The organism is Pseudomonas sp. JV245A (assembly GCF_032424515.1).
Classification (GTDB): Bacteria; Pseudomonadota; Gammaproteobacteria; order Pseudomonadales; family Pseudomonadaceae; genus Aquipseudomonas; species Aquipseudomonas protegens.
Window position 1 is genome coordinate 1 of record NZ_VYKE01000222.1, and the last position, 5,875, is coordinate 5,875.

5 protein-coding genes and 1 pseudogene are annotated in these 5,875 nt (G+C 66.9%); 2 read left to right on the forward strand and 4 right to left on the reverse strand.

The features are described from left to right. A pseudogene (locus F6S12_RS29120) lies at window positions 1-274 on the forward strand (chemotaxis protein); the annotation flags it as partial. A gap of 143 nt (window positions 275-417) precedes the next feature. Continuing rightward, complete coding sequence (locus F6S12_RS29125) at window positions 418-1,002, forward strand: LysE family translocator (RefSeq protein WP_011061600.1); 585 nt, start codon at window positions 418-420, stop codon at window positions 1,000-1,002. A gap of 13 nt (window positions 1,003-1,015) precedes the next feature. On the opposite strand, the gene F6S12_RS29130 is transcribed toward F6S12_RS29125, so the two are convergent. The 4 genes from F6S12_RS29130 to F6S12_RS29145 form a co-directional block, all read right to left on the reverse strand. Then, the gene (locus F6S12_RS29130; RefSeq protein ID WP_053158875.1) at window positions 1,016-1,894 is read right to left on the reverse strand and encodes an AraC family transcriptional regulator; all 879 of its coding nucleotides are present in this window, start codon (window positions 1,892-1,894) and stop codon (window positions 1,016-1,018) included. A 25-nt stretch (window positions 1,895-1,919) separates the two neighbouring features. Continuing rightward, entirely contained in the window at window positions 1,920-2,423 is a 504-nt protein-coding gene (locus F6S12_RS29135; protein WP_015635832.1) for a VOC family protein, read from the reverse strand. An 85-nt stretch (window positions 2,424-2,508) separates the two neighbouring features. Further along, window positions 2,509-4,983, reverse strand: coding sequence for a TonB-dependent siderophore receptor (locus F6S12_RS29140; RefSeq protein ID WP_315869642.1), 2,475 nt, complete (start codon window positions 4,981-4,983; stop codon window positions 2,509-2,511). Between the two features lie 99 nt (window positions 4,984-5,082). Next, window positions 5,083-5,875 (reverse strand): FecR domain-containing protein (locus F6S12_RS29145; RefSeq protein ID WP_315869643.1); only part of this gene is annotated, 793 nt, incomplete at its 5' end.

Genomic DNA, 5,875 nt, shown 5'->3' on the forward strand with positions numbered 1-5,875 from the left:
GGCGCGCTCCGGGGTGACCCAGGTAGTCAGCACCCAGCAGGCGCTGGACGGCATCAACTCGGCGGTGGAGCGCATTCACCAGATGAGCCAGCAGATGGCCGCGGCGTCGGAGCAGCAGGCCCATGTGGCCGAGGAAATCTCCGAGCAGATCAGCAATATCGCCCGGGTCTCGGACCAGAATGCCGATATTGCCGTGCACTCCTGCAGCATTGGTGGCGACCTTGAGTCCACCGCCCATGAACTCAATGCACTGGTGACCCGATTCAATAGTTGATTGCCGGGCGCGATCCACAAGTTCGTCGCGGCCTGCGCGGTGTCACGACAGCCCGTCACCGGCAGGGTAGTTTTGTTCAATACCGCCTCACCCCGGCCTCGTAGTCTGTGCGGCTCCAACCCACAGAGACAAAGAGGCAAGTGATGAGCGTAGTGTTTTCCATGGCGGCCTTTGCCCTGGCGGCCTCCATTACCCCGGGGCCGGTGAACATCGTCGCCCTGGGCAGCGGTGCGCGGTTCGGCTTCCGGGCCAGCCTGCGCCATGTGGCCGGGGCCACCCTGGGGTTTGTCCTGTTGCTGGTGCTGGTCGGCCTGGGGCTGCACGAACTGCTGCGCCAGTGGCCGGCCCTGACCCAGGGCATCCGCCTGTCCGGCGTGGCCTTCCTGCTGTACATGGCCTGGAAGCTGGCCCGGGACGATGGCCGGCTGGATACCGAGGGCCAGCCTCGGGCGCCGTCGGCCTGGTATGGCGCCCTGATGCAGTGGCTCAACCCCAAGGCCTGGCTGGCTTGCGTGGCCGGCATGGGGGCCTTCGCCGCCGATGGCGAGGCGCGGCTGGTGTGGCTGTTCGCGGCGGTGTACCTGGTCATCTGCTACCTGTCGGTGGCCTGTTGGGCCTATGCCGGCAGTTTTTTGCGCCATTACCTGGGCAACCCGGCGGGCATGCGCCTGTTCAACCGGGCCATGGCCGCCTTGCTGGCAGTCAGCGCGGCCTGCCTGCTGCTTTGAGCGCAGTTGGGCGTCAGTGGGCCTGGGGTTCGCCGCGCCTGGCCCGTCGCGGCCCCTGGTACTGGCCCGGGGTGGCCCCCAGATGCTGCTTGAACGCGCGCTGCAAGTGCGCCTGATCGGCGAAGCCGGCGGCCTGCGCCACCTCGGCGATCGGCACGCCCTGGCGCAGGCGGGCCTGGGCGAACTGCACCCGCCGGTTGACCAGGTAGGCATGGGGCGCCATGCCGTACTGCTGCTTGAAGGCGCGGATCAGGTAGGAGGCCGAAAGCTGCGCAGCCTGGCAGATCTGTTCCAGGTCCAGGGGCTCGGTACAGTGCTGGCGGATGAACTGCGCGGCCCGCTCAAGCTTGTGGTTGTTCTCCCGGGGTAGGGCCTTGGCCGGGTTCAGGCGCTGTTGCAGCTCGCTGAAGAACGCCACCACGCAGCTGTGCTTGTGCAGCGTCTCGGCCTGTGGGTCCACGAGGGCGTGGTACAGCTGCTCGAGGTCGGCGAAGAGTTGTGGGTCGTCGCTGCTGGTTTCCTCGAAGGGCTGGAACTGCAACTCGGGGCTCACGCCCAGTTCATGTTGCAGGCGGGTCAGCCAGGGCGTGTCGACGTACAGCATGCGGTACGACCAGGGCTGGTCGTCGATGGGGTTGCAGGCGTGGACCACCCCGGGGTTCATCAGCACCACGGTGCCGGCGCCCACCTGCCTTTGCGTCTGCTCGCTGACGTAGGTACTGACACCTGCGGTGATGCAGCCGATGGAGAACTGCTCATGGGCATGAGCGCAATAGCAGACCTTGCGCCCGTCGGCGATGGAGCGGGCCTCGATGAAGGGCAGGGCCGCATCGCGCCAGAAGAGGGGGGCGTCTGCAGAGGGCGGGGCGGTTTTCGTCAAGGCCATATCCATCGCTCAAGGACCGGCCACGAGTGTATTAGCTTCGCGCGTCGAAGGCGCGTTGCAGCGTCGCGATATCGAGTTTTTTCATCCCCAGCAGGGCCTGCATCACTCGCTCGGAACGGGCCGGGTCGGGGTCGCACATCATCTGCGCGAGCGTCTGCGGCACGATCTGCCAGGACAGCCCGAAGCGGTCCTTGAGCCAGCCGCATTGCTGGGCCTGTTTCGGGCCGCCAAACCCCAGGGCATTCCAGTAGTGGTCGAGTTCGGCCTGGGTGCGGCAGTGCACTTGCAGCGACACCGCTTCGTTGAAGGTAAACGCCGGGCCGCCGTTGAGGGCACTGAAGCCCTGGCCGTCAAGCTCGAACGCCACGTTCATCACCGAGCCTTCGGCGCGGCCATGGAACTCGAAGCCGGCCTTGCCGTAGTGGCTGACGTGGGTGATGCGCGAGTGCTCGAAGATCGAGCAGTAGAACTGTGCGGCCTCGTGGGCCTGATGGTCGAACCACAGGCACGGGGTGATGGTCTGGATGCGTTGCATGGGGGCGCTCCTCTGCGGGTTGAGCACGCTCGCACAAGCGTAGTCAACCCGCAGCCGGAGCGGGCTACCGTGGATCGGCGCGGGGCTAGAAGTCCCAGCGGGTGGCCAGTTGCAGGCTGCGCGGCTCGCCGTAGAAGCCGGTGCTGAAGTTGCCGATACCGGTGTAGTACTTCTTGTCGAAGAGGTTCTTCACGTTCAGGGTCGAGCTCAGGTGCTGGCTGAACTGGTAGCGGGCCATGGCATCCACCAGGAAGTAGCCGTCCTGGGTGATGCGCGAGTCATGCCCGCCATTGACCGTATCGCTCGGGTCGGGCTGGTACACCTTGCCGAAGAACTGGCTCTGCCAGTTGACCCCGCCGCCCACCGTCAGGCGGTCCCAGGCGCCGGGCAGGCGGTAGGTGCTGAACAGCCGCGCCACCTGCTGCGGTTCGGTGCTCTGCAGCACCGAGCCGTAGACGTAGTCGTGATTGGCGTCGCGGGTGTGGTTGTAGCTGTAGCCGGCCGACAGGTTCCAGCCTTCGCTAAGCTCGCCAGCCACCTCGACCTCGAAACCCTTGGTGGTCGCGCCTTTGGTCGGGCGGTAGATGGCGTCGATGCCCCAGCCGTCCACCAGTTGCGCGACGTTGTCCTGCTCGGTGTGGAACACCGCGAAGCTGGCGTTGACCCGGCCATCCAGGTACTCGGCCTTGATCCCGGCTTCGTAGCTGTCGCCCTGCACCGGGTCGAGGATCTTGCCGTCGACGTCCTTGCTCATCTGCGGCTGGTAGATGCTGGTGTAGCTGGTGTACAGCGAGTAGCTGTCGTTGAGGTCGTAGACCAGCCCGGCATAGGGGGTGACCACGCCGGTCTGCTGGTAGCGCTGGCGTGCGTCGGGGCTGTTGGGGTCGAGGTAGCGGGTGTTGTCGATGCCCTTGAAGTCGCTGACCCGGGTGCCGAGGATCACCGCCAGGTCGTCGGTGGGCTTGAGGCGGGTGGCCAGGTAGGCGCCGGTCTGGCGCTGGAGGATGTCGTTGTCGCCGATCTTCGGGATGTCCGGCTTGGCGAACTCGCCGCGCCAGTCGTAGATGCTGCCGCCCACTGGCGGGTACACCGAACCGTGGACCGGGATGTCCTGTCTGGCGTTCATCAGCATGAAGCCGGCGATCAGCTCGTGCTCGCGGCCGAACAGGCTGAAGGGGCCGTGCAGGTTGATGTCGAGGTTGTCCTGGCGCTGGTCGCCCTTGAACTTGCCCATGTACATGAACATGCCGTCGCCGCTGGCCTGGTCCGGGTTGCCGCCGCTGGCCGAGCCCAGCAGGGTGTCGTGCTGGCGGCGCAGGTGGTCGTAGCTGACCTTCAGGGTCCAGTCATTGGCCAGTTGCTGTTCCAGGGAGGTGAACAGGGTCTGGTTCTTGAAGTCGCGGCGGCTCCAGTCGGTGGCCGGGTTGAACGAGCGGGAGAAGCGGGTCCGCGAGCCGTCGCTGAAGTACATCGGGAAGCCGGTCCAGGTGGCGCCTCGGGAACGGGTGTTCTGCTGGTCCAGGCCGAAGGTCAGCAGGGTGTCCGGGGTCAGGTCGGCTTCGAGAATGCCGTAGGCGATGTCCTTGGTGTTCTGGTAGTGATCCAGGTACGAGCTGCGATCCTGATAGACCCCGACAAAGCGTCCGCGCAGGTTGCCGCTTTCGGTCAGGGGCCCAGAGATATCGCCTTCGCTGCGGTAGTTGTCCCAGGAACCGACGGTGCCGGTGACCGAGGCCTTGAACTCTTTGGTCGGCCGCTTGCGGATCAGGTTGACGGTGGCCGACGGGTCACCGGAGCCGGTCATCAGGCCGGTGGCGCCCTTGATGATTTCCACCCGGTCGAAGGTCGCCATGTCGGTGCTGGTGGTGCCGTAGTCGTAGACCCCGTCGTAGGTGGCGTTGACCCCGTCGTACTGGAAATTGGTGATGGGCAAGCCGCGGCTGGAGAACTCCCAGCGCTCGCTGTCGTAGTTCTGCACGCTGACCCCGGGGGCCCGGCGCAGGGTGTCGGCGATGCTGGTGGCGCCCTGGTCGTCCATCTGTTGGCGGGTGATCACCGTCACCGTTTGCGGGGTTTCGCGCAGCGACAGGTTGAGGCCGGTGGCCGAGGCGCTGGCCCCGGTGGTGTAGCTCTGGCTGCCTTCGGTGACGCTGCCCAGGCCCTGGGCGGAAATCTGCGTGGTGCCCAGTTGCAGCGGGCCGCTGGTGGCGGGAAGTGCCTTGAGCACATAGCCGCCGCTGACCGCCTGGGCTTGCAGCCCGGAGTTCGCCAGCAGCAGTTGCAGGGCCTCTGCGACGCTGTAGCGGCCGTTCAGGCCGGGGCTCTGCTTGCCGGCAGCCAGGTCGTTGTGCCCGGCAATGAACACCGCGCTCTGCTCGGCGAAGCGGTTGAGCACCGTGACCAGCGGCCCGGGGCCGATGCTGTAGCTGCGCCGTTCAGCCTGGGGCTGGTTCTGGCCCGCATCGGCAGCAGCGTGGGCCCAGGGCGCGGCGCCGCACAGCAGTGCGGTGCACAGGGGCAGGGTATGAAAGGGCAGGCGCGAACGACGGGGTGATGGCATGGGGTTCCCTTGTGGGTCGGCAATGTGAGGACTGTTACCGGGTTAACCGAAGGGCGTCGGAAAAAGGGAACCTGCCAGGTGAAAAAAAGTTTTCCGGCTTCAGGTACGTGGCTCCAGGGTCACCCACCAGGACGCCAGGCGCTTGACCCGCACCGGCAACGCCGCTTCCAGCAGGGCCAGGGCCTGGTCGGAGTCGTGCAAGGGGAAAGAGCCCATCACCGGCAGTTGGGCGATGGCCGGGTCGCAACCCAGGTGGCCGTTGCGATAGCGCCCCAGTTCCTCCAGCAGTTGCTCCAGGGGCAGGTTGTCGGCCAGCAGCAGGCCGTGGCTCCAGGCTTCGCGGGCGGCACTGGCGGCCTGCAGCGGCCCCAGGGTGCGGCCATCGAAGCGCAGCTGCTGGCCGGCATTCACCACCTGCACCTGCAAGCCACTGGCGCTGCGTACCTCCACCGCGCCGGCGTAGACGTTGAGCAGGCTGTCGCTGGCGCCGCAGCGCACGCTGAAGCGCGTGCCCAGGGCGCGCAGGCGGCCGTGTTCGGTCTGCACCAGGAATGGCCGCTGCGGGTCCTTGGCGGTGTCGATGAGGATCTCCCCCTGGTGCAACGCCAGCAGCCGCTGCTCGGTGCTGTAGCGCACATCCACCGCGCTCAGGGCATTGAGCCACAGGCGCGTACCGTCGCTGAGCAGCGTGTCGCGGACTTCCCCGGTGCCGGTGGCGTAGTCGGCACGCCAGCGGCTCAGGGCCTGGGGCAGCGGGCTGTTGCGCCAGGTGCCCCAGCCCAGGCCAGCCAGCAGCAGTGCACCGAGCACCTGGCGCCGTGCCAGGGCCGGACGTCGGGCGGCGCTCAGGGCGCGGCTGGCGGATGGGCGGGTGTTGGCCTCCTGCAATGGC